General features: G+C 73.6%; 26 protein-coding genes and 2 pseudogenes. 8 read left to right on the top strand and 20 right to left on the bottom strand.

Annotation, left to right across the window (positions count from 1 at the left end; all coding sequences use genetic code 11):
* Positions 1-31: 31 nt before the first annotated feature.
* From ACFYOS_RS11935 to ACFYOS_RS11910, 6 genes are all read right to left on the bottom strand, one after another.
* A complete protein-coding gene (locus ACFYOS_RS11935) occupies positions 32-1,474 on the bottom strand; it encodes a phosphatidate cytidylyltransferase (RefSeq protein ID WP_387138926.1) in 1,443 nt (480 codons plus the stop codon).
* A 309-nt stretch (positions 1,475-1,783) separates the two neighbouring features.
* On the bottom strand, positions 1,784-2,341 hold the full coding sequence (gene frr, locus ACFYOS_RS11930; protein WP_302767679.1) for a ribosome recycling factor: 558 nt from the start codon (positions 2,339-2,341) through the stop codon (positions 1,784-1,786).
* 86 nt (positions 2,342-2,427) lie between these two features.
* Positions 2,428-3,195, bottom strand: a complete 768-nt coding sequence (pyrH, locus tag ACFYOS_RS11925) for a UMP kinase (RefSeq protein WP_387138922.1) — start codon at positions 3,193-3,195, stop codon at positions 2,428-2,430.
* Between the two features lie 165 nt (positions 3,196-3,360).
* Positions 3,361-4,188: a translation elongation factor Ts gene (tsf, locus tag ACFYOS_RS11920; RefSeq protein WP_387138919.1), complete on the bottom strand. Its 828-nt coding sequence runs from the start codon at positions 4,186-4,188 to the stop codon at positions 3,361-3,363.
* Positions 4,189-4,324: 136 nt separating this feature from the next.
* Positions 4,325-5,152: a 30S ribosomal protein S2 gene (rpsB, locus tag ACFYOS_RS11915; protein ID WP_387138916.1), complete on the bottom strand. Its 828-nt coding sequence runs from the start codon at positions 5,150-5,152 to the stop codon at positions 4,325-4,327.
* A gap of 322 nt (positions 5,153-5,474) precedes the next feature.
* On the bottom strand, positions 5,475-6,395 hold the full coding sequence (locus ACFYOS_RS11910; protein ID WP_387138913.1) for a hypothetical protein: 921 nt from the start codon (positions 6,393-6,395) through the stop codon (positions 5,475-5,477).
* Positions 6,396-6,594: 199 nt separating this feature from the next.
* On the opposite strand from ACFYOS_RS11910, the gene ACFYOS_RS11905 reads away from it, so the two are divergent.
* The 3 genes from ACFYOS_RS11905 to ACFYOS_RS11895 are packed head-to-tail and all read left to right on the top strand — an operon-like array spanning position 6,595 to position 9,721.
* A complete protein-coding gene (locus ACFYOS_RS11905) occupies positions 6,595-6,954 on the top strand; it encodes a YraN family protein (RefSeq protein WP_387138910.1) in 360 nt (119 codons plus the stop codon).
* Positions 6,955-6,956: 2 nt separating this feature from the next.
* A complete protein-coding gene (locus ACFYOS_RS11900; RefSeq protein ID WP_387138907.1) occupies positions 6,957-8,477 on the top strand; it encodes a YifB family Mg chelatase-like AAA ATPase in 1,521 nt (506 codons plus the stop codon).
* A complete protein-coding gene (locus tag ACFYOS_RS11895) occupies positions 8,474-9,721 on the top strand; it encodes a DNA-processing protein DprA (RefSeq protein ID WP_387138903.1) in 1,248 nt (415 codons plus the stop codon). Before ACFYOS_RS11900 ends, ACFYOS_RS11895 begins: the two co-directional genes overlap by 4 nt.
* A 119-nt stretch (positions 9,722-9,840) precedes the next feature.
* Here ACFYOS_RS11895 and ACFYOS_RS11890 read toward each other — a convergent pair whose 3' ends face one another.
* Entirely contained in the window at positions 9,841-10,182 is a 342-nt protein-coding gene (locus ACFYOS_RS11890) for a hypothetical protein (protein WP_387138901.1), read from the bottom strand.
* Positions 10,183-10,771: 589 nt separating this feature from the next.
* Here ACFYOS_RS11890 and ACFYOS_RS11885 point away from each other — a divergent pair.
* From ACFYOS_RS11885 to ACFYOS_RS11875, 3 genes and pseudogenes are all read left to right on the top strand, one after another.
* Positions 10,772-11,132 (top strand): annotated as a pseudogene (locus ACFYOS_RS11885) (site-specific integrase); the annotation flags it as partial.
* A gap of 206 nt (positions 11,133-11,338) precedes the next feature.
* Positions 11,339-11,842, top strand: a pseudogene (locus tag ACFYOS_RS11880) (tyrosine-type recombinase/integrase); the annotation flags it as partial.
* Between the two features lie 224 nt (positions 11,843-12,066).
* Complete coding sequence (locus ACFYOS_RS11875) at positions 12,067-13,248, top strand: aminotransferase class V-fold PLP-dependent enzyme (RefSeq protein ID WP_387138898.1); 1,182 nt, start codon at positions 12,067-12,069, stop codon at positions 13,246-13,248.
* 7 nt (positions 13,249-13,255) lie between these two features.
* On the opposite strand, the gene ACFYOS_RS11870 is transcribed toward ACFYOS_RS11875, so the two are convergent.
* Positions 13,256-13,897 carry a murein hydrolase activator EnvC family protein gene (locus ACFYOS_RS11870; RefSeq protein ID WP_387139122.1) on the bottom strand — a complete coding sequence of 214 codons (642 nt, stop codon included), beginning with the start codon at positions 13,895-13,897 and terminating at the stop codon, positions 13,256-13,258.
* A 140-nt stretch (positions 13,898-14,037) separates the two neighbouring features.
* Here ACFYOS_RS11870 and ACFYOS_RS11865 point away from each other — a divergent pair, with 140 nt between their 5' ends.
* Positions 14,038-14,688, top strand: a complete 651-nt coding sequence (locus ACFYOS_RS11865) for a methyltransferase (protein ID WP_387138895.1) — start codon at positions 14,038-14,040, stop codon at positions 14,686-14,688.
* Between the two features lie 22 nt (positions 14,689-14,710).
* A complete protein-coding gene (locus ACFYOS_RS11860) occupies positions 14,711-15,817 on the top strand; it encodes a sulfite oxidase (protein ID WP_387138892.1) in 1,107 nt (368 codons plus the stop codon).
* Between the two features lie 49 nt (positions 15,818-15,866).
* On the opposite strand, the gene ACFYOS_RS11855 is transcribed toward ACFYOS_RS11860, so the two are convergent.
* From ACFYOS_RS11855 to proS, 12 genes are all read right to left on the bottom strand, one after another.
* Entirely contained in the window at positions 15,867-16,190 is a 324-nt protein-coding gene (locus tag ACFYOS_RS11855) for a DUF2469 domain-containing protein (RefSeq protein ID WP_007075222.1), read from the bottom strand.
* The gene (locus ACFYOS_RS11850) at positions 16,187-17,047 is read right to left on the bottom strand and encodes a ribonuclease HII (RefSeq protein WP_387138889.1); all 861 of its coding nucleotides are present in this window, start codon (positions 17,045-17,047) and stop codon (positions 16,187-16,189) included. The genes ACFYOS_RS11855 and ACFYOS_RS11850 overlap by 4 nt, the downstream gene beginning before the upstream one ends.
* Complete coding sequence (locus ACFYOS_RS11845) at positions 17,041-17,532, bottom strand: NUDIX hydrolase (protein WP_387138886.1); 492 nt, start codon at positions 17,530-17,532, stop codon at positions 17,041-17,043. The genes ACFYOS_RS11850 and ACFYOS_RS11845 overlap by 7 nt, the downstream gene beginning before the upstream one ends.
* 47 nt (positions 17,533-17,579) lie before the next feature.
* Complete coding sequence (gene lepB, locus ACFYOS_RS11840; RefSeq protein WP_387138883.1) at positions 17,580-18,212, bottom strand: signal peptidase I; 633 nt, start codon at positions 18,210-18,212, stop codon at positions 17,580-17,582.
* Positions 18,209-19,090, bottom strand: a complete 882-nt coding sequence (gene lepB, locus ACFYOS_RS11835) for a signal peptidase I (protein ID WP_387138881.1) — start codon at positions 19,088-19,090, stop codon at positions 18,209-18,211. Before lepB (ACFYOS_RS11835) ends, lepB (ACFYOS_RS11840) begins: the two co-directional genes overlap by 4 nt.
* Before the next feature lie 190 nt (positions 19,091-19,280).
* Complete coding sequence (rplS, locus tag ACFYOS_RS11830) at positions 19,281-19,640, bottom strand: 50S ribosomal protein L19 (protein WP_046568744.1); 360 nt, start codon at positions 19,638-19,640, stop codon at positions 19,281-19,283.
* A gap of 144 nt (positions 19,641-19,784) precedes the next feature.
* Positions 19,785-20,576: a tRNA (guanosine(37)-N1)-methyltransferase TrmD gene (gene trmD, locus ACFYOS_RS11825; RefSeq protein ID WP_387138878.1), complete on the bottom strand. Its 792-nt coding sequence runs from the start codon at positions 20,574-20,576 to the stop codon at positions 19,785-19,787.
* A 15-nt stretch (positions 20,577-20,591) separates the two neighbouring features.
* Complete coding sequence (gene rimM / locus ACFYOS_RS11820) at positions 20,592-21,134, bottom strand: ribosome maturation factor RimM (protein ID WP_387138875.1); 543 nt, start codon at positions 21,132-21,134, stop codon at positions 20,592-20,594.
* Positions 21,134-21,394, bottom strand: coding sequence for an RNA-binding protein (locus ACFYOS_RS11815; protein ID WP_387138871.1), 261 nt, complete (start codon positions 21,392-21,394; stop codon positions 21,134-21,136). Before ACFYOS_RS11815 ends, rimM begins: the two co-directional genes overlap by 1 nt.
* The gene (rpsP, locus tag ACFYOS_RS11810) at positions 21,369-21,836 is read right to left on the bottom strand and encodes a 30S ribosomal protein S16 (protein ID WP_387138868.1); all 468 of its coding nucleotides are present in this window, start codon (positions 21,834-21,836) and stop codon (positions 21,369-21,371) included. Before rpsP ends, ACFYOS_RS11815 begins: the two co-directional genes overlap by 26 nt.
* A 242-nt stretch (positions 21,837-22,078) precedes the next feature.
* Entirely contained in the window at positions 22,079-22,699 is a 621-nt protein-coding gene (locus ACFYOS_RS11805) for a DUF402 domain-containing protein (protein WP_387138865.1), read from the bottom strand.
* A 49-nt stretch (positions 22,700-22,748) separates the two neighbouring features.
* A complete protein-coding gene (gene proS / locus ACFYOS_RS11800; protein ID WP_387138862.1) occupies positions 22,749-24,155 on the bottom strand; it encodes a proline--tRNA ligase in 1,407 nt (468 codons plus the stop codon).
* Positions 24,156-24,181: the final 26 nt, after the last annotated feature.

Genomic DNA, 24,181 nt, shown 5'->3' with positions numbered 1-24,181 from the left:
CGGATGCGCGCCCACCCACGTGATTCATCCCTCAGCCCACCACCGGCACGAAGACCGCCAGCAGCAGGTACGCCGTCGGCACCGCGAACAGGATCGAGTCCAGCCGGTCCATCAGCCCGCCGTGGCCGGGGAGCAGGTTGCTCATGTCCTTCACCCCGAGGTCCCGCTTGATCATCGACTCGGCCAGGTCGCCGAGGACCGCCGCGCAGGAGATGGCCACCCCGAACAGGGCACCCCACCAGGGGCGCACGTCCAACAGCAGCGAGAGCAGCAGGGCGCTGCCCGCCGCGGCCGCGGTCACCGACCCGGCGAAGCCCTCCCAGGACTTCTTGGGGCTGATCGTGGGGGCCATCGGGTGCTTGCCGAAGGCAACGCCGGCCGCGTACCCGCCGGTGTCGGAGAGCACCACGGCGACCAGGGTGACCAGCACCCGCAGGTGCCCGTCGCCGGGCGCGGCGGCCAGCATCGCCGCGAAGCCGCCGAGGAACGGCACGTACACCGCGATCAGGGTGGCCGCGGTGAGGTCACGCTGGTAGTTGCCGGGGCCGTCGCCGAGCCGCCAGATCATCGTGCCGAGCACGGTGACCAGCAGGCCGAGGCTCAGCGCGTCCGGGCCGGCAAACCAGGCCAGCCCGACCGTGATCACGCCACCGGCGATCAGCGGCACCAGCGGCGGGTGGGCCCCGCTGCGGCGCACCGCGCGAGCCATCTCCCAGACGCCGATCGCCACCGCGGCGGCGACCACCGCCAGGAACGCCGGCAGGTAGAAGAAGAGCGGCACCACGATCGCGGCCCCGAGGGCCAACCCGACGCCGATCGCCGCCGGCAGGTTGCGGCCCGCACGACCCGTCGCCAGTTGGGCGGTCGGCGGCCGGTCGACGCTGGCCCGACGCCGCCCCCGGGCGCGGCGGCCGGCCGGGGGCTCGGGCTCGCGCCGGATCGCCGATTCGTCCCGTACCGGGGCGATCTGGGCGGTCGGGTACTCGTCATCCGGCATGCCGGGACGCCCGCCCCGCGGCCCGTCGTGGTAGCCGCGGTCGCGCGGGTCGCCGTAGCCGGGATCGCGCTCGTCGCGGCCCACGGCCCGGTGGCCGCGGTCCGCGTCCCGGTAGGCCAGGCCCGCGTCCCGCCAGCCGGGCTCGTCGCGGTGGCCCCGCTCGTCGCGGTAGCCGGTGTCGTCGCGCCAGCCACGGTCGGCGCGGTGACCCCGGTCGTCACGGCCGCGGCCCGGACCCTCGTCGTACGGCCGGCGGCCGCGCGGCCCGTCGTAGCCGTCACCGTCCGGCCGGGGCCGGGCGTACGGGTCGGCGGCCGGGCGGGGCCGGCCGTGCGGCTCGGCATACGCCTCGGGGCCGCCCGGTCGGTGCCAGGTTCCCGGTTCGCGGTCGGCCTCCGGCCAGGGCAGCGGGGAAGGGCGCTCCGGCCGGTCCCAGCCACGCGGCTCGGCGGTGCCGTAGGGGTCGGGGTGGGACATCACGCACCGAGACGCGGTACGAGTGCCACCACATGACGCAAGACCAAGACCATCCCCTACAGGCGCGACTGCTCCGGTTGACCGACGTGACGGCCGGCCGATTCCCGCCGTTCACCCGGTGGTGGGCGGGAATCGTGCCGAGCCTACTGCACCCGGGCAGCCGGCACGGCGGACGCTGGCCCCACCAACACGACGACGGCACCGGGCCGCCACCCCCGACGGCTCCAGGTCGCGGCGCGGCGCCGAGCTGGAGTTGTCGTGGTCCGGGGGCGACGGCACACCGGTGCCGTGGCGGGTGCGACGGGCCGCTCAGACCTCGAGCAGCTCGTTCTCCTTGTGCTTGACCAGGTCGTCGACGGTGGCGACGAAGCGCTGGGTCAGGTCGTCCAGCTCCTTCTCCGCGCGGCGGCCCTCGTCCTCGCCGACCTCGCCGTCCTTGACCAGGCGGTCCAGCTCTTCCTTGCCCTTGCGGCGGATGTTGCGGACGGCGACCTTGGCCTCCTCACCCTTGTGCCGGGCGACCTTGATCATCTCGCGGCGCCGCTCCTCGGTCATCTGCGGGAGCAGGATGCGCAGCTGATTGCCCTCGTTGTTCGGATTCACGCCGAGGTCGGAGTCGCGGATCGCCTTCTCCATGGCACCCAGCTGGGAGTTGTCGTACGGCTTGATGATCACCATGCGCGGCTCGGGGACCGCGATGGACGCCATCTGGGGCAGCGGGGTCGGGCTGCCGTAGTAGTCGATGACGATCCGGGAGAACATGGCGGCGTTGGCGCGACCGGTGCGGATCCCGCCGAACTCCTCCTTGGCGTGCTCGATGGCACGCTCCATCTTCTCCTCCGCCTCGAGGAGGGTGTCGTCGATCACCGGTCTCCTCGCCTCCTTCTGTTGCTCGTGGTGGGCTGTGCTGCTGCTGTTCTGTCGGAGGACCGCTGCCGGCTCGCCGGGGCCGTTCAGGCGGTGATCAGCGTGCCGATCTTCTCACCGCCGACGGCGCGGACGATCGTGTCGTCGCCCTGGGCGCCGAAGACCAGCATCGGCAGGCCGTTCTCCATGCAGAGGCTGAACGCCGCGGCGTCCGCCACCCGCAGGTTGCGGCGCAGCACCTCGGAGAAGGTGATCGAGTCGAGCTTGCTCGCCGTCGGGTCGACCCGGGGGTCGGCGGTGTAGACCGCGTCCACGCCGTTCTTGCTCATCAGCACCACGTCGGCGTGGATCTCCAGCGCCCGCTGTGCGGCGACGGTGTCCGTGGAGAAGTACGGCATGCCGGCGCCGGCGCCGAAGATGACCACACGGCCCTTCTCCAGGTGCCGGATCGCGCGAAGCGGAATGTACGGCTCGGCGACCTGGGCCATCGTGATGGCGCTCTGCACCCGGGTCTCGATGCCCTCCTTCTCCAGGAAGTCCTGGAGGGCCAGGCAGTTCATCACCGTGCCGAGCATGCCCATGTAGTCGGCCCGGGCCCGGTCCATGCCGCGCTTCTGGAGCTCGGCGCCGCGGAAGAAGTTGCCGCCGCCCACGACCACGGAGACCTGCACGCCGCGGCGGACCACCGTGGCGATCTGCCGGGCAATGCCCTGCACGACGTCCGGGTCGACGCCGATCGCGCCGCCGCCGAAGACCTCGCCGGAGAGCTTCAGCACCACCCGGCGGGCCCGGCCGGGCGGTGGGGCGGTCGGATCGTCCGCCGCCAGGCTCCGGTCACTCACAACCTGCGTCATCCGCCGCGCCCCTTCCATCGCGCACCTCACGTGCGCCGCGTACCGCGTAACTGCCGTTGCCGACCCTATGTGACGAGGAGGCCGCGGTGCCTGTCACGTACACCAGCGGCCTCCTCGTCGACGTTTTCCCTGCCTCCAGGCGCGTCACGCACCCGGTGCGGCGGCTCAGGCCTGGCCGACCTCGAACCGCAGGAAGCGGGTCACCTCGATGCCGGCCTCGGCCAGCACCTGCTTCACCGACTTCTTGTTGTCGGCGACCGACGCCTGCTCCAGCAGGACGAAGTCCTTGAAGAAGGCGTTCACCCGGCCCTCGACGATCTTCGGCAGCGCCGCCTCGGGCTTGTTCTCCTCGCGGGCGGTCTGCTCGGCGATGCGCCGCTCCGACTCGACCGTCTCGGCCGGCACCTCGTCCCGGGTGAGGTACTTCGGCCGCATGGCGGCGATCTGCATGGCCACGCCACGGGCGTCCGCGTCGCCGGCCTCGTCGGCCTTGCCGGCGTACTGCACCAGTACGCCGACGGCCGGCGGCAGGTCCTGGCTCTTGCGGTGCAGGTAGACCGCGGTGGTGCCGTCCAGCTTCGCGAAGCGGCTGAGCACCAGCTTCTCGCCGATCTTCGCGGACTGCTCCTGAATCAGGTCGGCGACCGGCTTGCCGTCGATGGTGCTGGCGAGCAGTTCCTCGGCGTTGGTCACGCCGCTGCTCTCGCCGTGCTCGACCAGCTGCTGGGCCAGCGCGATGAAGGCGTCGTTCTTGGCGACGAAGTCGGTCTCGCAGTTGAGCTCGAGCAGCGACGTGCCGGCGTGCGCGATGAGGCCGTTGGCGGCGGTACGGCCGGCCCGCTTGCCGACGTCCTTGGCACCCTTGACGCGCAGGATCTCGATGGCCTTGTCGAAGTCGCCCTCGGCCTCGGTCAGCGCCTTCTTGGAGTCCATCATGCCGGCGCCGGTGAGGTCGCGGAGCTTCTTGACGTCCGCGGCGGTGAAGTTGGACATGACTCTCTCTTCGGTGTTTGAGACTGCGGTGGGATGGTCTGGCTGCCGGTTACCCGGATCCGAGCCGGTTGTGCCCGGCGTACCCGTCGCGTCCCCACCGGCCGGGAAACCGGACAGTGGGGACGCGACGGCGCGATCACTCCGCGGTGGCGGCCGCCGGCTGCTCCTCGGCCTTCTTCGGCTCCTCGAGCAGCTCGCGCTCCCACTCGGCCAGCGGCTCGTCGGCGCCGACCTGGCCCGCCTCGGGCTTCTCGTCGGTGCCGCGGCGGCGACCGGAGCGGGCGATCAGGCCGTCGGCGACGGCGGCGGCGACGACCTTGGTCAGCAGCTCGGCCGAGCGGATGGCGTCGTCGTTGCCCGGGATCGGGAAGTCGACCTCGTCGGGGTCGCAGTTGGTGTCGAGCACGGCGATCACCGGGATGCCCAGCTTGCGGGCCTCGTCGACGGCGATGTGCTCCTTCTTGGTGTCGACGATCCAGACCGCGGCCGGCAGCTTCTGCATGTCCCGCAGACCACCGAGGGTCTTGGTGAGCTTGATCTTCTCGCGGGAGAGCTGCAGGGTCTCCTTCTTGGTGTAACCGGCGGCGGTGCCGCTCAGGTCACCCAGCGCCTCCAGCTCCTTCATCCGCTGGAGCCGCTTGTACACCGTCTGGAAGTTGGTCAGCATGCCGCCGAGCCAGCGGTGGTTGACGTACGGCTGGCCGACCCGGGTCGCCTGCTCGGAGATGGCCTCCTGGGCCTGCTTCTTGGTGCCGACGAAGAGGATGCTGCCACCCTCGGCGACGGTGTTGCGCACGAAGCCGTACGCCTTCTCGATGTAGTCGAGGGTCTGGCGCAGGTCGATGATGTAGATGCCGTTGCGCTCGGTGAAGATGAAGCGCTTCATCTTCGGGTTCCAGCGCCGGGTCTGGTGCCCGAAGTGGACACCGCTCTCCAGCAGCTGACGCATGGTCACGACGGCCATGGTGGGTACTCCTTGTTATCCCTGGTTGTCCCGTCCGGCCGGCGGCCGGACGCCTGGCGCCCGGTCGCCGGCCATGGTGGGCCCGAACAGGGTCGGGACCAGGGAGGCCGTCGCCCCACGAGAGGTCCGTGGAGAGGGCGCGCGAGGTCGACCGCGCGAGGCGGTCGCCAGTCGTTCAGTGTACGCCTCTTCTCCGCGCCCCGGTCCCGGGGTGCGGGAACGCCCATCGGGTCCGATTCCGGGCGGCGCGGACGTCCGGTCGTCGGTAGCGGTCGAGGCGGTCAAGATCCGCGCAACGCCTTCGTCGGCCTGCGCGGCCTGGTCAGCGGGCGGCGAGCGCCGCGGCGACGAAGAGCACCAGCCCGACGGTCAGGTAGGCGGTCGGCGGGCGGAGCCAGCCGCGACTGCCGTCGGCGAGCGCAAGCCCGCCGGTGCGCAGCCCGTACAGGCCGACGCCGAAGATCGGCAGGCCGAGCACGAGGAACGTGCCCACCACGACGTGCGAGGCGGAGACCGGGTTGCCGACCAGGCCGCGCGACAGCACCCGCAGCGCCGGGATCTCCAGGGCCAGCACCATCACCGCCAGCAGCACGGCGAGCGCGGGCCGGCGGGTGCGGTAGACCCCGTCCCCCGGCGCCGATCCGTCCGGCCGCGGGGCCACCGACGGCATCGGGCCGGTCGGCATCTCGAGCGGGTGCGGCACCGCACCGGCCGCCGCCTCGTGGAACGGCGCGCCGGGCCGTTCCCCGACGGTCAGCGGCGTGTGCCCGACGTGGGCCGGCCGGTCACCGACGGTGCCCGGCGTGGGGGCGAGGAGGGTCGGCTCGGCCGGACGGGTCGGCTCGACGATCGGGTAGCCCCCCACCGGGCCGGACCGCAGCGGCTCCCCACCGAACTGATTCCCGGCGCTCTCCGGCCCGACCCCGCCGCGCGGATCGCCGCTCTCGCGGGCCGCCCGGCGGCCACCGCGCTCGCCCGGCAGCTCGCCGGAGATCTCCGAGGGATCGTCCGCGCGACGCGACCGCCGGTAGCCGTCACCGTCGTCGCCGAGCGGGTCGGCCGCGCCGTACCGGCCGGTGTCGCCGTACCGGCTGTCACCGCCGCGCTGTTCGGGGGCCCGGAAGTCCTCGTCGCCGTAGCGCGGCTCGCCGGCGCGCCAGTCCGGTTCGGCGTATCCGTGGTCGCTCCAGCGCGACCCCTGCTGGTCCTCGGGAAAGCTCCGTCGTCCGTCCACGACCGGCACGGTATGCGACCCCGACCAGGCTGCGCCATTCGTGCCCCGGGCGGCCGATGGTTTCCCCGATCCGGCACGTGCCGTGACGGCTCGTGGGCCGATAGCACAACGAATCCATGATCGTCCGGCCGTCCACAGGCGGGGCCGTCGTCCACAGGCGCGGGGCAACGGGCGGTGGCACCGGCCGCGGGAGCGCACCGTGAGCGGCATGACGAAGCGGAACCAGGCCGTCGGCGCGTACGGCGAGCGGTGCGCGATCCGGCACCTCATCGAGGCGGGGCTGCGCCCGGTCGCCCGGAACTGGCGCTGCGCCGACGGGGAGATCGACATCATCGCCTGGGAGGGTGGTGTGCTCGCCTTCTGCGAGGTGAAGACCAGGCGTACGGACGACTTCGGCAGCCCGGCCGAAGCGGTCGTCCCGGCGAAGGCGCGGCGGCTGCGCGGCCTCGCCGCCCGCTGGCTGGCCGAGACCGGCACCACCGCCGACGAGGTCCGCTTCGACGTCCTCTCCGTCCGGCTTGCCGCCGCCGGGCCAGCCCGCGTCGAGCATTTGAAGGGCGCGTTCTGACCATGAGCTACGCGAAGGTGCTCTGCGTCGGCCTGGTCGGGGTGACCGGGCACGTCGTGGAGGTGGAGGCCGACCTCGCACCCGGGCTGCCCGGCGTCGTCATCTCCGGCCTGCCCGACACGGCCCTGCACGAGGCCCGCGACCGAGTACGCGCCGCCGTCGTCAACTCCGGCCAGAAGTGGCCGAACCGGCGGATCACCCTCAACCTGCTGCCGGCCACCCTGCCCAAGTACGGGTCGGCGTTCGACCTGGCCATCGCGGCGGCCGTGCTCGGCGGCTCGGGCGAATTGCCGCTCCTGCCGCTGGAGCGGACGGTGGTCCTCGGCGAGCTGGGTCTCGACGGCACCGCGCGGCCGGTGCGCGGCATCCTGCCGATGGTCGCCGCCGCGGCGCGGGCCGGGTTCGATCGCGTGGTGGTGCCGGTGGGCAACGCCGCCGAGGCGGCCGTCATCCCCGGCGTCCGGGTCCGCGCGGTCGACACCCTGCACCGGCTGGTCGCCTACGTCCGCGACGGCACTCCGCTGCTGCCGCCACCGGCCGCCGAGCCGGCCGCCGGCGGGGATGGCCCGGACCTCGCCGACGTGGCGGGGCAGCAGCTCGGCCGGCGGGCGCTGGAGGTGGCGGCGGCCGGCGGCCACCACCTTGCGCTGCTCGGCCCGCCCGGCGCCGGCAAGACCATGCTGGCCGAGCGACTCCCGTCGGTCCTGCCCGAGCTGAACGACGACGCCGCGCTGGAGGTGACCGCGCTGCACTCCATCGCCGGCCTGCTGCCGCCCGGGGGACGACTGCTGCGCCGGCCGCCGTTCCAGGCGCCGCACCACACCGCGACCGTGCCGTCCCTGGTCGGGGGCGGCTCCGGGCTGGCCCGCCCCGGAGCGGTGTCGCTGGCGCACCGCGGGGTGCTCTTCCTCGACGAGGCGCCCGAGTTCAGCAAGGCGGCGCTGGAGGCGCTGCGCCAACCGCTGGAGAGCGGCCAGGTGCGGGTCGCCCGGACCCGCGGCGCCACCGAGTACCCGGCCCGGACGCAGCTGGTGCTGGCCGCCAATCCGTGCCCCTGCGCCAAGCCCTCGGGAGACGCCGACTGCGAGTGCACTCCCCTGGCCCGCCGGCGCTACCTGGGCCGGCTCTCCGGGCCCCTGCTGGACCGGGTCGACGTGCAGGTGCGGCTGCACCCGGTACGGGCGGCGGAGCTGCTGGAGACGGGTACGCCGAACGAGTCCTCGACGACGGTGGCCGCCCGGGTGGCCGCCGCACGCCGGGCCGCCGCCGACCGGTGGGCGACCACCGGCCGCCGGGTGAACGCCGACATCCCCGGCCCGTACCTGCGCCGGCCGCCGTGGCAGCTGCCCGGACGGGACACCCGGGAGCTGCGCAAGCGGCTCGACTCGGGTTCGCTCTCCGCCCGTGGGTTCGACCGGGTCGTCCGGCTCGCCTGGACCATCGCCGACCTGGACGGGCGGGACCGCCCGGACGGCGGGGACATCGCGGAGGCCGTCCACCTGCGGATGGGAGACGGCGCATGACCGCCACGGACGAGGTGCGGCTGGCGCGGGTGGCGCTGACCTGGCTGGTCGAGCCGGGCACCTGGGCGGTGTACCGGCTGGTCGCCGAGCTCGGTCCGGTCGCCGCGCTGGACCTGCTCCGCGCGGGTGGGTCGCCGGACCCGACGCTCCGGGCGGCCGTCGCTGCCCGGTCGGCCGGTGGGGACGCTCGGGCGGTGGCCGAGCAGGCGCTGGCCCGTACCGAGCGACTCGGCGCGCGGCTGGTCACCCCCGAGGACGACGAGTGGCCCGTCCGGGTCGCGGAGCTGGAGCGGCTCAGGCTGTCCGGGACCAACCGAAAGGTCGATCTGGAGACCGCGCCGCCGCTCTGCTTCTGGGTGCGCGGCGCCTGGCCGCTGGCGCAGGCGTTCGAGCGGTCGGTCGCCGTGGTCGGCGCTCGGGCCGCCACTCCGTACGGTACGCACGTCGCCACCGAACTCGGCTACGGGCTGGCCGACCGGGGCTGGACCGTGGTCTCCGGCGGGGCCTTCGGCATCGACTCCGCGGCGCACCGGGGCGCGCTGACCGCCGGCGGGCTCACCGTGGCGGTGCTGGCCTGCGGGGTGGACCGCCCCTACCCGATGGGCAACGCGGCGCTGTTCGACCGGATCGCGGAGACCGGCCTGCTGGTGAGCGAGTGGATGCCGGGCGCGGAACCGTTGCGGCCTCGCTTCCTCATCCGCAACCGGGTCATCGCGGCCGCGACCCTCGGCACGGTGCTGGTGGAGGCGGCCGCCCGCAGCGGCGCGACGCAAACGTTGAACCGGGCGCTCGGCGTTCTCCGGCCCGGCATGGTGGTGCCGGGCCCGGTCACCTCTGCGATGTCGGTCGGCGCGCACGAGCTGCTGCGCGAGCAGCCCAGCGCCCGGCTGGTCACCGGCGTCGCGCATGTGCTCGAGGAGGTGGGGCCGATCGGCGCCGACCTGGCCCCGCCGGCGCGGGCACCCGAACGCCTCCGGGACCGGCTTGACGACGCCGCGACCCAGGTGCTGGAGGCACTGCCCCGGCGCAAGTCGCTCGCCCTGGAGAACGTCGCCGCCCGCGCCGGCGTGGACCTGCGCACCGCCATGCGGAGACTGTCCATGCTGGAGGAACTGGCTCTGGTGGTCCGCCGCGACGACGGGTACGCCCTCGCCCCGTCAACGGGCCGACGCGCGACCGATCCGGCGGAGGACGGACGTGTCCACGCGTCGGACGGGACGTCGGCTGCTCCCCCGCAGCGATGACCGTCGAAGGCGGAGGTGCCGTCCGACCTCCGCCGATGCGCAGGCCGGGCTCCCCGCCCGTCCGGGTCACCACGCGGGACCCGCTGGCGCGGCGGATCCGACCCGGTGCAGCCGCGGAGTCAGTCGCCCTCGAAGCGGATTTCGACATCCCGGCTGTTCAGGCAGCGTCGGACGAGCAGAGCGAGCCGGCGGACCTGCTCGACCTCAGCAGGCGCCCCGGCCACCTCCGCCAGGCAGCGCAGCTCGGCGAACAGCTGCGGGGCCGACTCGGCGCTGACCACCAGCTCACCGAGTGGGTCGACGCGATCCAGCAGCGGCGTACGTCCCCCGCCCCGCACCCGCTTGAGCAGGTCCAGCAGCACGTCGTCGGGGTCTGCCACCGTCTCGGACGCGACGTACGACGGCCGGCGGCGGGCGGGTCCGGCCCGCACCAGCCGGTAGAGGACCGCATCCACACCCACTCCCGCTCCCCCTTTCGGCGCCGCTCCCCCGGATCGACGCCCGTCCGTCCGACTCGCGAATCACCCTTCCGTGCCGCCACCCACGGGCGTCCGGCAATACGGCACCCTCCCGACCGCCGGCGTGGCCGAGGAGGCACCTGAATCGGCAGCCGACTCAATCCGGTCGTCGTCAGCCCGGCGAGGCTGCCACCGTCCTTTTCGTATGAACAGTTTCCCCTTTCCAGGCCCCGTTCAGCCACCCCGGACGGCGCGCCGCCCGCGCGACGCCCCGCCCGGCGCGCCCCGCCCCGCGATCCGGGGCGGTCGGCCGGAGCCAGCAGGCCATGAGCGGCCGCGGGAGTGGTCGTCGACGCCGGCCAACGCGGCGGGGGGCGACCGGCCGGGAGCGGGTGACGGGACGGCGGCCGTCCGCGCCGTAGGCTGGTCCGGTGTCCGCCGACATGAGCGTCCGCACCGGCTCCGCCGCGCCGCCGCGCAACGCCGACGCACAGGCCCGCCGGCACACCGGGCCCGCCCCGACCGCCCGGCGGGTCCGGTGAGTGCGGGCCGGCCCGGCACCCGGGCCGTCCACGAAGGGCTGCCCCCGGCGATGCAGGAGGCGGTCGACGACTTCGCCGACCACCTGGCCCGGGTCCGCAACCGCTCCGCGCACACCGTCCGGGCGTACGTCACCGACCTGGTCTCCCTGCTCGACCACGCGGTGCGAATGGGGTACGCCGACCTGTCGGAGCTGGATCTGACCGCGCTGCGGAGCTGGTTGGCGAAGCAGCGGACGATGGGCATCGCCCGATCCTCGTTGGCCCGGCGGGCCGCCTCCGCGCGCACCTTCACCGCGTGGGCGCACCGGAGCGGTCTGCTCGCCACCGACGTGGCCGCCGCGCTGGCCAGTCCACGGGCCCACCACGACCTGCCCACGGTGCTGCGGGCCGACCAGGCCGCCGCGCTGATGGACGCTCCGCGCCGTGCCACCGGTCGGGCTTCGGACGGCGACCGGGGCACCGAGCCGGACGAGACGCACGGGAACGACGGCAACTCGCCGGGCGCCGCGCACGACGGGGAGGACGGCAGCTCGTCCGGTGAAGCGAACGGCCACGACGGCAGCTCCCCGGCGGGCGAGGTGCGGGACCCGGCGGTGAACGGAACCGCGGACGACGAGGCGGTGCTGCTGCGCGACCGCGTGCTGCTCGAACTGCTCTACGGCACCGGGGTGCGGATCAGCGAGGCGTGCGGCCTGGACCTCGCCGACGTCGACCACGCCCGCCGGGTGGTACGGGTGCTCGGCAAGGGCGGGCGGGAGCGGGCCGTGCCGTACGGGGTGCCGGCGCAGCGCGCACTGGACGAGTGGCTCGACCGGGGCCGACCCGCCCTGGCCGGTCCCGGCTCAGGAGCGGCGCTGCTGCTCGGGGCGCGCGGCGGGCGGCTCAACCCGACCACCGCCCGACGGATCGTCGCCGGGTACGCCGAAGCCGCCGGCCTGCCCCGGATCACCCCGCACGGGCTGCGGCACTCGGCCGCGACCCACCTGCTGGAAGGCGGCGCGGACCTGCGGGCCGTGCAGGAGCTGCTCGGCCACTCCTCGCTGGCCAGCACCCAGATCTACACGCACGTCTCGGTGGAGCGGCTGCGCGCGGCGTACCGGCAGGCGCACCCGCGGGCCTGACCGGCACACGGACCGCCTCGAGGTCGCCGCACCGCCCGTCCGGGAGCGCTCAGCCCCGCCTGCCCCGCCAGGCTGGGGCCCGGACTGCCGCGCGGGCGTTGCCGTCCGCGCGCGGACGGCAACCCGCACCGAGCGGGCGACGCGAGCCGGACCGGCGACGCAGGCCAGCCGGAGGACCTGGGAGAACCCCGAGTTGATGATCCACGGCGGGCTACGATCGGCGGATGACCGTCCCGCAGCCGCCCGAGCCGATCCCCGGTGCTCGGCTGCTCTTCTCCCTCGACCCGTCGGTCAGCCACCTCAACCACGGGTCGTTCGGCGCGGTCCCGATCGGCGTGCAGCGGGCCCAGCAGCGGCTGCGCGACGAGATGGAGGCGAACCCGCTCCGCTTCTTCACCCAGGGCCTCGTCGACCGGATCGCCCACAGCCGCCGGCACCTGGCCACCTTCCTGGAGGCCGACCCGGACGGCACCGCCCTGGTCGGCAACGCCACCACCGGCGTGGCGGTGGTGCTCCAGTCGCTCGGACTGCGGCCCGGCGACGAGGTGCTGACGACCGACCACGGTTACGGCGCGGTCGCCTTCTCCGTGGACCGGGAGTGCGGGCGGACCGGTGCGGTGCACCGCACCCTGCCGGTGCCGCTGACCGCCACCGACGAGGAGGTGGTCGAGATCGTCCGGGCCGGGCTGCGGCCAGGGCGGACCAGGCTGCTGATCGTCGACCAGCTCACCTCGCCCACCGCGCGGCTCCTCCCGACGGCCGCGATCGTCGGCGTGGCCCGTGAGCAGGGGGTCCCGGTGCTGGTCGACGCGGCGCACGCCCCGGGCATGCTGCCGATCACGGTGGCCTCGGTCGGCGCCGACTTCTGGGTCGGCAACCTGCACAAGTGGGCGTACGCGCCGCGCGGCACCGCCGCGCTGGTGGTCGCCGAGCCGTGGCGGGAGCGGATCCAGCCGCTGGTCGTCTCGTGGGAGCAGGGCAGCGGCTTCCCCACCCGGATCGAGTGGCAGGCGACGCTGGACTACACCGGCTGGCTGGCCGCCCCGGTCGGGGTGTTCACCCTGCGCAGCCTCGGGCTGGACCGGGTACGCGCGCACAACTCCGCGCTTGCCGCGTACGGGCAACGGGTGGTCGGGGATGCGCTCGGGGTGGCGCCGGCCGACCTGCCGGAGCCCGGCGGGCCGACGGTGGCCATGCGGCTCGTCCCGCTGCCGCCCGGCGTCGCCACCACCATCGACGCGGCGCGCGAGCTGCGCGCGCGGATCGCCGAGCAGCTCGGCTCGGAGGTGTCGGTGGCCGGCTGGAACGGCCAGGGCTGGCTGCGCCTCTGCGGCCAGGTCTACAACACCCCGGAGGAGTACGACCGGTTGGCCGTCCGCCTCCCCACCCTGCTCGCCCGAGGCTGAGCGCCGGTCACCGGTCCGCGGCACCGTCGACCGCCACGGTGTCCGGGTCGAGCGGGAGCAGCCGGACCGGACCGAGACCGAGCAGGGCGAGCGGGTCCAGGTACTCCTCGCCCCGGCGCAGCCCCCAGTGCAGGCAGGCCTCGGCCGGGCAGCCGGGGTGGCCGGCGAGCAGGACGCCGATCGGCGTCCCGGCGGCGACCGGGGCGCCGGCCGGCAGCCCGGGGCGTACCGGTTCGTAGGTGGTCCGCAGCCCGCCGACGTGCCCGACGGTGACCACCGGACGACCGGCGACCACACCAGCGAACAGGACGGCCCCGGGGCCGGCGGCGCGGGCCTCGGCGCCCGGGGTGGCGGCCAGGTCCACTCCCCGGTGGCCGGGCAGCCACGGCTGCGGTGGCGGGTCGAACCGGCGTACCGGTCGGGGCGTGCCGGCGAGCGGCCAGCGGAACCGCGGGGCCGGACCGGTCACGGCCGGGCCACCGGACGGCGGCAGCGGGACCACGCCGGATCCCCCGGCGACCGGCCGGGACTCGGCCCCCGGGACGGCGACCCGACCCGCCGCCGGCAGGAGACCCGGCCGGGGCGGCCGGGCGACCGGGCCGGCGAGAACGAGCAGCAGTGTTCCGAGGGCCGTGGCCCTTCGCAGCAGGGTCCGCACGTCGGGCAGCCTGCGCCGGAAACGTCGTGTCCGCCACCGCCGCCACCGGTCACTGTGGACGACGGATGCGCTGTGGATGGCCCCCACACGCGGAGCGGATCTGCTACGCGCCCGCCGCCTATGCTGGCCGCGTGACGAAGGACTGGTACGCCTGGCACGCCGACTACGACCAGCCGGACTCGGCGTTGTCCCGGCGGGTGGCCGAGCTGCGGGACCGGATCGCGGAGGCGCTGGACGCCGCGCCGGCCGGTCCGTTGCGGGTGATCAGTCTCTGCGCCGGCCAGGGGCACGACCTGATCCCGGTGCTCGCCACCCATCCCCGGCGGGACGACGTGACCGCGCGGCTGGTCGAGCTGGACCCGCGCAACGCGGAGGTGGCCCGACGGGCCGCCGCCGAGGCCGGCCTGCCCCGGGTGGAGGTGGTGGTCGGGGACGCGGCGCTCACCGACCGGTACGCCGACCTCGTTCCCGCGGACCTCGTGCTGGTCTGCGGCGTCTTCGGCAACATCGCCGACGCGGACATCCGGGCCACGGTCCGGCACTGCGCCGCGCTCTGCGCCACCGGCGGCACCGTGTTCTGGACCCGGCACCGCCGCGAGCCCGACCTGGTGCCCACCATCTGCGAGTGGTTCGCCGAGGAGGGCTTCGAGCCGGTGGCGGTGGGCAGCCCGGCCGACGGGGTCGGGGTGGGTGTGCACCGGTTCACCGGGACGCCCCGCCCGCTGGAGACCGGCGCCACGATGTTCGCATTCGTCGGCTACGACCGCCTCACCCATCCCTGACCCGGTCGGAGGGAACAGCGAGATGACCACTGTGGACGACGTGAGCCTGCCCTCCCGGGTCGCCGGGCCGGACGAGGCGATCAGTGCCGAGGAACTCCAGCTGGCGGCACGCAACCACGGCATCCCTCTCGAGGCGCTCCGCTACGACGTGACCCCGGCCGGCCTGCACTACCTGCTCATCCACTACGACATCCCGGACGTCGACCCGGCGGCGCACACGCTGACCGTGGACGGCGCGGTGCGGCAGCCGCTCCGCCTGGACCTGGCCACGCTGCGGGAGCTGCCCCGGGTCACCCACCGGGTGACGCTGGAGTGCGCCGGCAACGGTCGGGCGCTGCTGCACCCGCGGCCGGTGAGCCAGCCGTGGCTGGTGGAGGCGGTGGGCAACGCCGAGTGGACGGGCACGCCGCTGGCGCCGCTGCTGCGCGAGGCCGGGCTGCCCGCCGACGCCGTGGACGTGGTGTTCACCGGCGCCGACCACGGGGTGGAGCGCGGCGTCGAGCAGGACTACCAGCGGGCGTTGCCGGTCGCGGACGCGCTGCGCGAGGAGGTGCTGCTCGCGTACGAGATGAACGGCGCCCCGTTGCTGCCGCAGCACGGCGCGCCGCTGCGGCTGATCGTGCCCGGCTGGTACGGCATGGCGCACGTGAAGTGGCTGCGGCACGTCCGGGTGCTGACCGAGCCGTCCGACGGCTACCAGAACGCGGTGGCGTACCGGCTGCGGCGGGACGCCGACGACCCGGGGGTGCCGGTGACCCGGATCGAGCCCCGCGCCCTGGTGCGGCCGCCGGGTTTCCCGGACTTCATGTCGCGTACCCGGGTGCTGCGGCCGGGGCCGTGCACGGTGGACGGTCGGGCCTGGTCGGGACACGCGCCGGTGACGGCCGTGGAGGTGACCGTCGACGGCGGTACGACCTGGGTGCCGGCGACCCTGGAGGAGCCGAACGGGGGCGAGTGGGCGTGGCGGCGCTGGCACGTCGAGTGGCGGCCGACCCCGGGGCGCTACGCGTTGGGCGCGCGGGCGACCGACGCCTCCGGGCGGACCCAGCCGGTCGAGCAGCCGTGGAACCGGGGTGGCTTCGCCAACAACCTGGTGCAGCGGGTCGAGGTGGTCGTGCTGGTGGACTGAGTCCGCCGTCGGCGGCTGGGACGCGGAGCCGTCCCGCCGGCCGGCCGGGTCAGCCGCCGAATCCGGAATCTGCGGGAAGCGAGATGTCGGGCTTTTCGAGCTCTTCGACGTTGACGTCCTTGAAGGTCATGACGCGGACATTCTTCACGAACCGCGCCGGACGATACATGTCCCACACCCAGGCGTCGTGCATCTCGACCTCGAAGTAGACCTCGCCGTCAGAGTTGCGTACGTGCAGGTCGACCTGGTTCGCCAGGTAGAAGCGGCGCTCGGTCTCCACCACGTAGGAGAACTGGCGGACAATGTCGCGGTACTCCCGGTAGAGCTGCAGCTCCATCTCGGTCTCGTACTTCTCGAGATCTTCCGCGCTCATCGCACTCCGCCTTCCATGACCACATCTTCCCCCACCGGTGCCAGGGGTCGCGGCTGCTCGCCCAACGCCACGCCGACGGTACCCCCTGGCGCGCCGGAGCGCTCCATCGGCTCGTCCGGGCCTCCGCCCACCATGTCGTCCGGGCCGCCGACCAGCATGTCGTCCGGGCCGCCGACCACCGGCCGTCGGGCCCGGGGCGGTCGCCCGTCCCGCCCGGAGACGGTGGCCACGTTCACGTAGGAGAAGCGGTGCTCCCGGCACGGCCCGAGCTCCCGCAGCGCGGCGGTGTGCTCGGTGGTGATGTAGCCCTTGTGCTCGGCGAAGCCGTAGCCCGGGTACCGCTCGTCCAGCTCCACCATGATCCGGTCCCGGGTGACCTTGGCGAGCACGCTCGCCGCCGCCACGCAGGCGGCCACCCGGTCCCCCTTCCAGACCGCCAGGCCCGGCACGTCCAGCCCGTCGACGCCGAAGCCGTCGGTCAGCACGTACTCCGGGCGGGTGGCCAGCGAGGCGAGCGCCCGGCGCATGGCGGCCACGTTGCACACGTGCAGCCCGCGCGCGTCGACCTCCTCGGCGGGGATGACCACCACCGCGTACGCCAGGGCGCGCGCCACCACCTCGTCGTAGATCCGCTCCCGGCTGGCCGGGGTGAGCAGCTTGGAGTCGGCCAACCCCTCGATCTCGCCGCGCCGCCCCTCGGGCAGCACCGCGGCGGCGGCGACGAGCGGGCCGGCGCAGGCCCCGCGGCCGGCCTCGTCGGCGCCCGCCACGTGCCGGAAGCCCCGCCGTTGCAGGGCCCGTTCCAGGGCGTAGAGCCCGCCCTCGCGGCGCACTACCGTGCGCGGCGGGGTCAGCACGCGACACCACCGTCCCCGGACCGCACCGCCCCGGCGCCGAGCGCCCGGGTCAGCATGGCGGGGAGGTCCGCCGGGTAGTAGCGCTCGGCGGTGCCGATCAGCTCGTCGACCGGCCACCACCGGTGCCCGTGCATGGTCGCCCGCTCGATCTCGTTGAAGCCCGCCGTGTCGACCTCCCAGTCCGGCACCCGGACCAGGAAGAACTCCTGCTCCTGCCGGTACCAGACCCCGTCGAACGGGAACTCGACCGTCTCCGACCAGACCGGGGCGCCCAGCTCGGTCGAGGCGAGCCGCAGCCCGGTCTCCTCGGCCAGTTCGCGGGCCGCACCCTCGGCCGGGGTCTCCCCCGGGTCGAGGCCGCCACCGGGGGTGAACCAGTAGCGGTGGCCCGGGCGGGCCGGATCGCTGCCCTCGAAGAGCAGCACCCGGCCGCCTGCGTCGACGAGCAGCACGCGAGCCGCGCGGCGAGGGTGGTAGGCGGTCACCGCCCAAGCCTGCCAGACGCGTCCGACGAACGCCCACGCCCTCCCCGTCAGGGGCTGGGGATCCCGTCGAACTGCTTCGGCACGGTGAGCCAGCTCGCCCGGTCGACCGGCCAGAAGATCGTGAAGGCCCGGCCGACCACCTGGTCCTCGGGGATGGTGGCCTCGTTGATGTCCTCGCCCGACTGCTGCCAGTGCTCCAGCGAGTCGCCGGAGGCCTCCCGGTGGTCACCCATCACCCAGAGCCGGCCCTCCGGCACGGTGATGTCGAAGTCCTGGTCCGCAGGCTTGTTGCCCGGGTAGATGAACGGCTCGTCGATCGGCTTGCCGTTGATGATCAGCCGCTCCTGCGGGCCGCTGTGATCGCAGCAGACCACGTGGTCGCCGCCGACGCCGATGACCCGCTTGATGAAGTCCTCACCCTCCGGGTTGCCGCTCCACTCGGTGGGCGCCTTGAAGACGATCACCTCACCCCGGTGCGGCGAGCGGAAGTCGTAGACCAGCTTGTTGACCAGCACCCGATCGTCGATCTTGAGAGTGTTCTCCATGGACGGGGACGGGATGAAGAAGGTCTGCAGCACGAAGGCACGTACCAGCACTGCGACCAGGATCGCCACGCCCAGGAGAATGGGCAGCTCCTTCCAGAAGGAGCTGCGCGGCTTTTCGGTCTGCTCGTCAATCACGGGAGGAGCCTACGTCCCCGGGCGAGGCGCAGTCGCCCCGAACGCCCGAGAACGGGAAGCGCGGCCGACACCGGGATGAGCAGCACCACACCGCCCACCGGGTCCGGGTCGACGGGCACCGGCCGGACCGGCGCCGCGTTGGGTTGCGGCAGGTTGGCGAAGGTCTGCGGGACGGGCAGGGTGGTCCACCGCTCCGACGGCCACACGATCATGAAGGCCCGGCCGATCACGTTGTCGATCGGCACCGGCCCCTGGCAGCGGGCGTCCTGCGAGACCAGCCGGTGGTCACCCATCACGAAGATCTGCCCGGGCGGTACGACCACCTCGGTGAACTTCCGGGAGCGGCACTCCTTCGGGTTCGGCGGCAGGTTGTCCGGCGAGTCCTCCGACACGTACGCGCGCTCGTCCAGCGGCACGCCGTTGACCACGACCCGGCCGTTGTCGCAGCACCAGACCTTGTCCCCGGGTACGCCGATGACCCGCTTGATGAAGTCCTTCTCCCCCGGACGGCTGATCCCGACCAGGTCACCGAGGGTGCGGCCCAGCTTGCCGGCGAAGTTGGTCGGCGGCGCGGGAGCTTCCTGGGCGACCCAGTTGTCGGTGCCCCGGAAAACCACCACCTCGCCCCGGACCGGGTCGCGGACGTCGTAGACGACCTTGTTGACCAGCACCCGGTCGCCGATGAGGAGGGTGTTCTCCATCGACCCGGAGGGGATGAAGAAGGCCTGGAGCAGGAAGGTGCGGATCAGCACCGCCAGGCAGAAGGCGACGACCAGGAGAAGGGGCAGTTCCTGCCAGAGGGGCATCTGCCGGCGGGTACGCCGGGACCGTCGGCGCCACGGATCGACGGTGCCGTCCTCGTCAAGCATCTGCACCATGCCACTCTCCGGTCCGCGGAAACGACACTACCGCCCGGGAGCCTCGTCCGAGACCCCACGGGCGGTAGTGGATCGTTGTGCCACCGCGTCCATCGACCGCGGCGAGTCGCCCTCCTGCGCCCGCGTCGACCAGGGTAATGCGAACCGGTCGATACCACATCCGCGCAGGTCAGGCGTGGCGAGCGGGAATTCAGCTCGTCGGCTGCTTCTCGCGCAGCTCCTTGATCTTGGCCTTCTTGCCGCGGAGCTCGCGCAGGTAGTAGAGCTTGGCGCGACGCACGTCACCGCGGGTCACGACCTCGATCCGGTCGATCGCAGGGCTGTTGAGCGGGTAGGTCCGCTCCACGCCGACGCCGAAGCTGACCTTGCGAACCGAGAAGGTCTCGCGCAGACCGTCACCCTGGCGGCGGATGACGACGCCCTGGAAGATCTGGACCCGGGACCGGTTGCCCTCGACCACCCGCGCGTGCACCTTGACGGTGTCACCGGCACGGAAGTCGGGGAGGTCAACGCGCTTCGACTGGGCGTCAAGGGCGTCCAGGATGTTCATCGCTGCGTCCTCGTGAGGCTCACGGCGCACCGTCAGTCGATGCGCGGATGGGTGATTCTGACCCCCGGTTGGTCGCCGGCCGGAGCCGACCCCGGTCGAGGGTCCTCGCAGCCGCCCACGGCGTGGACGGATGCGGCAACCCCTCTACTTTGCCACATCCCCCGGCGGCAACTGAAATCCACCCCGATCCAACGCCGCCCGGTCCCGCTTGTCCAGGCTCTCCGGGGGCAGCGCGGCGAGCATGTCGGGACGGTGGGTCGCCGTCCGCAGCAGCGACTCGTCGCGCCGCCAGCGGGCGATCTTCCCGTGATCGCCGGAGCGGAGCACCGCCGGCACCTCGTGCCCGCGCCAGTCCGCTGGCTTGGTGTACATCGGGGCCTCCAGCAGCCCGTGGGCGTGTGACTCCTCGTCCAGTGAGCCGGCGTTGCCGAGCACCCCGGGCAGCAGTCGGGTGACCGCCTCCAGGATGACCAGCACGGCCACCTCGCCACCGAAGAGCACGTAGTCGCCGAGGGAGACCTCGGTCACCCGCATCCGGGTCGCCGCGTGGTCGAGCACCCGCTGGTCGATGCCCTCGTACCGGCCGCAGGCGAAGACGAGGTGCGACTCGACGGCCAGCTCGTGCGCCATGGCCTGGGTGAACCGGACGCCGGCCGGCGAGGGGACGAGCAGCCGCGGCAGGGTGTGCTCCCCGTCCGGGCCGAGCTCGTCGGGGGCGAGGGCGTCCAGGGCCTCGCCCCACGGCTCCGGCCGCATGACCATGCCCGGACCGCCGCCGTAGGGCGTGTCGTCGACCGTGCGGTGCACGTCGTGGGTCCAGGTCCGCAGGTCGTGTACGGCGAGCCGTAGGGTGCCGGTCGCGCGGGCCTTGCCGATCAGCGACAGGTCCAGCGGGGCGAAGTACTCGGGGAAGATCGACACGATGTCGACGCGCATGACGGGTGGCTCCAGCTACAGGTCGAGCAGGCCGCCGGGCGGGTCGACGACCACACGACCGCCGGCGAGATCCACCTCGGGCACGATCGCCTTGACGAACGGGATCAGCGCGGTGCGGCCCTCGGGGCGCCGCAGCACCAGCAGGTCGGAGGCGGGCGCGTGGTCGATCCGGGCCACCTCGCCCAGCCGCTCACCGGCCGGGGTGACCACCGCGAGACCGACCAGCTGGTGGTCGTGGAACTCCTCCGGGTCCGCCGGCGGCGTGACGTCGGCGCTGTCCACGCCGACCAGCGTGCCGCGCAGCGCCTCGGCGACATCGCGGTCCAGCACACCCTCGAAGACGATCAGCAGCCGCCCCTGGTGCCAGCGCGCGGACTCGACGGTCAGCTCGGCGGGCACCCGGTAGGCCCCGGGCTCCGGGGGCGCGACCGCCCCGGGCTCGGTGCGCAGCACCATGCCCGGGGCGAACCGTGCTTCGGGCTCATCGGTCCGCACCTCCACGGTGACCTCACCGCGGATCCCGTGCGGCTTACCGATCCTGCCGACGATGAGAAGCATCAGTACGAGTCGACGATGTCGACGCGCACCCCACGCCCACCGACGGAGCCGATCACCTGGCGCAGCGCCTTGGCGGTCCGGCCGGACCGCCCGATCACCGTGCCGAGGTCCTCCGGGTGCACGCGGACCTCGAGCCGCTTGCCCCGACGGGAATCGACCATCCGCACCCGGACGTCGTCCGGGTGGTCGACGATCCCCTTGACCAGGTGCTCCAGGGCGGGACGCAGCGCCATGTCAGGCCTGCTCGCCAGACTCGGCACCGGTCTGCTCCTCGGCCTTCGGCGCCTCGGCCGCGGCCTCCGGCTTCGCGGCCTCCGGCTTCGCGGCCTTCTTGGCCGGCTTGGCCGGGGTCTCCGCCAGGCCGGCGGCAGCCTTCGCCTCGGCCTCGTACGCCGCCTTGCGGTCGGCCCGCTCCGCGGCGACCTTCAGCGGAGCCGGGGCGGGCAGGCCCTTGAACTTCTGCCAGTCACCGGTCAGCTCCAGCAGGCGCTGCACCGCCTCGCTCGGCTGCGCGCCGACGGACAGCCAGTACTGGACCCGCTCCGACTTGACCTCGATCACCGAAGGGTCCTCCTTCGGCTGGTACACACCGACGAACTCGATCGCGCGACCGTCACGCTTGGTGCGCGAGTCGGCGACGACGATGCGGTACTGCGGGTTGCGGATCTTACCCATCCGCAGGAGCCGGATCTTTACGGCCACAGTTGTTTCGCTCCTGTTGCGATCTCACCGGCCCGGTGTGGGCGGTGTGGCGGGTGAGCGCCGACCGGCACAGTGGGGTTGGGCCGGAGACTGCTCGGTTAACTGGCGACGCGCCCGGGTTAGAGGGCGCCGGACGCGCGCCGGATACCAGCGACCCATTCTGCCAGATCCGGCCCCGATCGCTCACACCGGACCCGGACCGGGAACTCCGAAGACAACGACCGGGTGACGAACGACACCGGTCAGCGGACCGGCGGCCGGTCCCACCCTGGTGGCAGTTTGTCCGGTAAGTCCCAGTCGGCCGGTGGGGTGAAGTCGCACCAGATGCCGTCGAAGGGAAACTCTCCCGCCTCGGCGATCCGGATCACCCGCTCCCCCTCGGCCCGCACCGCCTTCTCGTCGGTCACCCAGTAGTGGTCGGGGAAGGCCAGGCGCTCGAGGAACTCGTCCTCGTCCTTCCACTCCCAGCTCCGGTCCGGGCGCACCACCACGTCGAGGTCCTGGTCCACCATGTCGACCCCGGCCACCGCGCCGTCGTCCCACCGGACACCGGGCTCCTCCAGGTTGACGTACCAGTGCTGGAACCTGCCCCGGGCGTCCCGGAACCACCAGACCGAATGGGCGGCCCCGGTCGGCAGGAACTTCAGCACCGGCGGCCCGGCCCAGCGGCCCTGGGCCAGCCGATACGACGAGGTGATCCACTCGGCGAAGGACATCGCCCGCATACCCAGCCCCGCCTCGGTCACCTCGTGCGCGACGGGGGTGTCCCGCGCCACCCACAGCAGCAGCCCACGATCGTCGTCGAGGACCACGCGGGCCGGCCGGACCCAGCCGATCCGGCCGTGCCGCACGTTGCGGTGCATGATCAGCCGACCCGGCGCGAACCGCCCGACGGGATCGCCCGGGCGCACCTCAGTAGGCGCGGGCCAGGACGGCGACCAGGTCCGGCTCGTCCTCCGAATCCGGCACCGAGCCGTCGGCGCGGAGCAGGCACCGGACGGTGACGCCCTGGGCGTTCGCCTCGGCCTCGCCCTGGACGCCGACCGCCGACCACGGCACCTTGGCCCAGCCGGCGGCCGCCGCCTCGATCGCCTCGGCCAGGGTCGCGACCTCGGTGGTGCGGGACTCGCGGAGGGCCAGCGCCTGGTCGTGCAGCGCCTGCTGGTCCGCCTCCAGCGCGGCGAGGACCGCGCCGACCACGTCGGCCACCGGCGTCGCCGCCTTCGAGCCGTCCGTACGCCGGACCACCACCGCGTTGCCCGCGGCCAGGTCCCGGGGGCCGACCTCGACGCGGACCGGGTAGCCGCGCAGCTCGGCGTCGACGGCGCGGCGGCCGAACGCGGTGTCGGTCCGGTCGTCCAGCGCGACCCGGACGCCGGCGTCGCGGAGCGCGTCGCGGAGCTTGGCCGCCGCCTCGCCGACGCCCTCGCCGTCCTTGACGATCATCACGTACGCCTGGACCGGCGCCAGCTTCGGCGGCACCCGCAGGCCGTTGTCGTCGCCGTGGCACATGATCAGGCCACCGAGCATCCTGGTCGAGGTGCCCCAGGAGGTGGTCCAGGCGTGCTCCCGGCCGCCCTCGGCGGAGGAGTAGCTGATGTCGAACGCCTTGGCGAAGTTCTGGCCCAGCTCGTGGCTGGTGCCCAGCTGCAACGCCTTGCCGTCGCCCATCATGCCTTCACAGGTGTAGGTGGCGGTCGCCCCGGCGAAGCGCTCGCGGGCGGTCTTCAGGCCGACCACCACCGGAATGCCGAGCACGTTGACCATCAGGTCCTCGTACGCCTCGTGCAGGATCCGGCGGGCGTAGGCGCGGGCGTCCTCGCGGGTGGCGTGCGCGGTGTGCCCCTCCTGCCAGAGGAACTCGCTGGTCCGCAGGAAGATACGCGGGCGCAGCTCCCAGCGGACCACGTTGGCCCACTGGTTCAGCAGCAGCGGCAGGTCCCGGTAGGAGTCGATCCACTTGGCCATGAACTCGCCGATGACCGTCTCGCTGGTGGGTCGGACCACCACCGGCTCAGCGAGCTGCTTGCCACCGCCGTGGGTGACCACGGCCAGCTCCGGCGAGAAGCCCTCGACGTGCTCCGCCTCGCGCTTGAGGTAGCTCTCCGGGATGAAGAGCGGGAAGTACGCGTTCTCCGCGCCGGCCGCCTTGATCCGGGCGTCCATCTCAGCCTGCATCCGCTCCCAGATGGCGTAGCCCGCCGGTCGGATGACCATGGTGCCCCGCACCGGGCCGTTGTCGGCCAGCTTCGCCTTGGCGATCAGGTCCTGGTACCAGCGGGGAAAGTCCTCCGCACGGGGAGTGAGCACGCGTGCCATGAGGGCACATCCTATGCGCCGCCCAC

It is taken from the genome of Micromonospora sp. NPDC005806 (assembly GCF_042871425.1).
Classification (GTDB): Bacteria; Actinomycetota; Actinomycetes; order Mycobacteriales; family Micromonosporaceae; genus Micromonospora.
This window is presented reverse-complemented; position numbering and strand designations above follow the sequence as displayed.

Coding starts and splice junctions, on each gene's coding strand:
- pyrH (WP_387138922.1), bottom strand. CDS start 3,195: ATGACGCAGGTTGTGAGTGACCGGAGCCTGGCGGCGGACGATCCGACC.
- trmD (WP_387138878.1), bottom strand. CDS start 20,576: ATGCGCGTCGACATCGTGTCGATCTTCCCCGAGTACTTCGCCCCGCTG.
- rpsB (WP_387138916.1), bottom strand. CDS start 5,152: ATGGCCGTCGTGACCATGCGTCAGCTGCTGGAGAGCGGTGTCCACTTC.
- ACFYOS_RS11805 (WP_387138865.1), bottom strand. CDS start 22,699: ATGCACCGCAACGTGCGGCACGGCCGGATCGGCTGGGTCCGGCCGGCC.
- ACFYOS_RS11935 (WP_387138926.1), bottom strand. CDS start 1,474: ATGTCCCACCCCGACCCCTACGGCACCGCCGAGCCGCGTGGCTGGGAC.
- ACFYOS_RS11860 (WP_387138892.1), top strand. CDS start 14,711: ATGACCACTGTGGACGACGTGAGCCTGCCCTCCCGGGTCGCCGGGCCG.
- proS (WP_387138862.1), bottom strand. CDS start 24,155: ATGGCACGCGTGCTCACTCCCCGTGCGGAGGACTTTCCCCGCTGGTAC.
- ACFYOS_RS11855 (WP_007075222.1), bottom strand. CDS start 16,190: ATGAGCGCGGAAGATCTCGAGAAGTACGAGACCGAGATGGAGCTGCAG.
- ACFYOS_RS11895 (WP_387138903.1), top strand. CDS start 8,474: ATGACCGCCACGGACGAGGTGCGGCTGGCGCGGGTGGCGCTGACCTGG.
- tsf (WP_387138919.1), bottom strand. CDS start 4,188: ATGTCCAACTTCACCGCCGCGGACGTCAAGAAGCTCCGCGACCTCACC.
- ACFYOS_RS11900 (WP_387138907.1), top strand. CDS start 6,957: ATGAGCTACGCGAAGGTGCTCTGCGTCGGCCTGGTCGGGGTGACCGGG.
- rplS (WP_046568744.1), bottom strand. CDS start 19,640: ATGAACATCCTGGACGCCCTTGACGCCCAGTCGAAGCGCGTTGACCTC.
- ACFYOS_RS11905 (WP_387138910.1), top strand. CDS start 6,595: ATGACGAAGCGGAACCAGGCCGTCGGCGCGTACGGCGAGCGGTGCGCG.
- lepB (WP_387138881.1), bottom strand. CDS start 19,090: ATGGTGCAGATGCTTGACGAGGACGGCACCGTCGATCCGTGGCGCCGA.
- rimM (WP_387138875.1), bottom strand. CDS start 21,134: ATGCTTCTCATCGTCGGCAGGATCGGTAAGCCGCACGGGATCCGCGGT.
- ACFYOS_RS11875 (WP_387138898.1), top strand. CDS start 12,067: ATGACCGTCCCGCAGCCGCCCGAGCCGATCCCCGGTGCTCGGCTGCTC.